Genomic DNA, 744 nt, shown 5'->3' on the forward strand with positions numbered 1-744 from the left:
TTTCCAAACCGGTCAGTAAGCCAATCAGGCTGATCAGGGTAATCATCAAAGCGGAAAAGGCAGTAGGATTGGTGTAGGCAAAACAAAAGTAGAGCAAGGGAACGCTACAGCCCCCAATTAACCCTAGAAGTAATTCTACCTCAATAAAACGAAGTAATAAATTGCCCTTAGCTAATCGCGAAACGAAAGAGCCCAAACCCATGGCGGCCATATAGACGCCAATAGTGATGGAAAATTGACGAATACTATCGCCTAAAAAGTAGCTGGAGGTAGTGCTGATCAGCAATTCATAAACAATGGAACAAAGACCGGCTATGAAAATGCTGATGATCAGGACGAGTTTTTCTTGTTGCGCCTGTCGCTTTGTCATGGCCTAAAAGTAAGGAACAGCCCTTACTTTTCCCTTTGCAGTACCATATTTGATCCTTTTTCCACCAGAGGTACCGATAATAGGGGAATACTTGAATGGATCTATATCCTTGCACAGGCCAAAAGTGATTAAATAATCCTCGTCCGTTACCCACCAGAAAGAACGTCCGTCGGCTTGTATGGGGTCACGATGATAGTTGTACCAACCATTGTATTCATAACCCGCATCCATCTGTTCAATGCTAATTCCCTCTTGATGTAGCCATGCGTAAGCAGCCGCCCTTGCTCGATTCCAATTGAGATAATCTTTAGTCGCAACCACGCTGAAAAATAACAACAGGCCATACGGTAGCACCGCAGCCCACCGAAGTTGCC

The 744-nt window shown here is 44.8% G+C and carries 2 protein-coding genes; both read right to left on the reverse strand.

Annotated features, from left to right (window positions below; all coding sequences use genetic code 11):
- Positions 1-370 (reverse strand): hypothetical protein (locus tag D5R40_RS33530; RefSeq protein WP_205127885.1); only part of this gene is annotated, 370 nt, incomplete at its 3' end.
- Positions 371-373: 3 nt separating this feature from the next.
- A partial coding sequence (locus D5R40_RS36830) for a hypothetical protein (protein ID WP_205127886.1) occupies positions 374-744 on the reverse strand: 371 nt, incomplete at its 5' end.

The sequence above is a fragment of the Okeania hirsuta genome, assembly GCF_003838195.1.
In the GTDB taxonomy this organism is placed as follows: domain Bacteria; phylum Cyanobacteriota; class Cyanobacteriia; order Cyanobacteriales; family Microcoleaceae; genus Okeania; species Okeania hirsuta.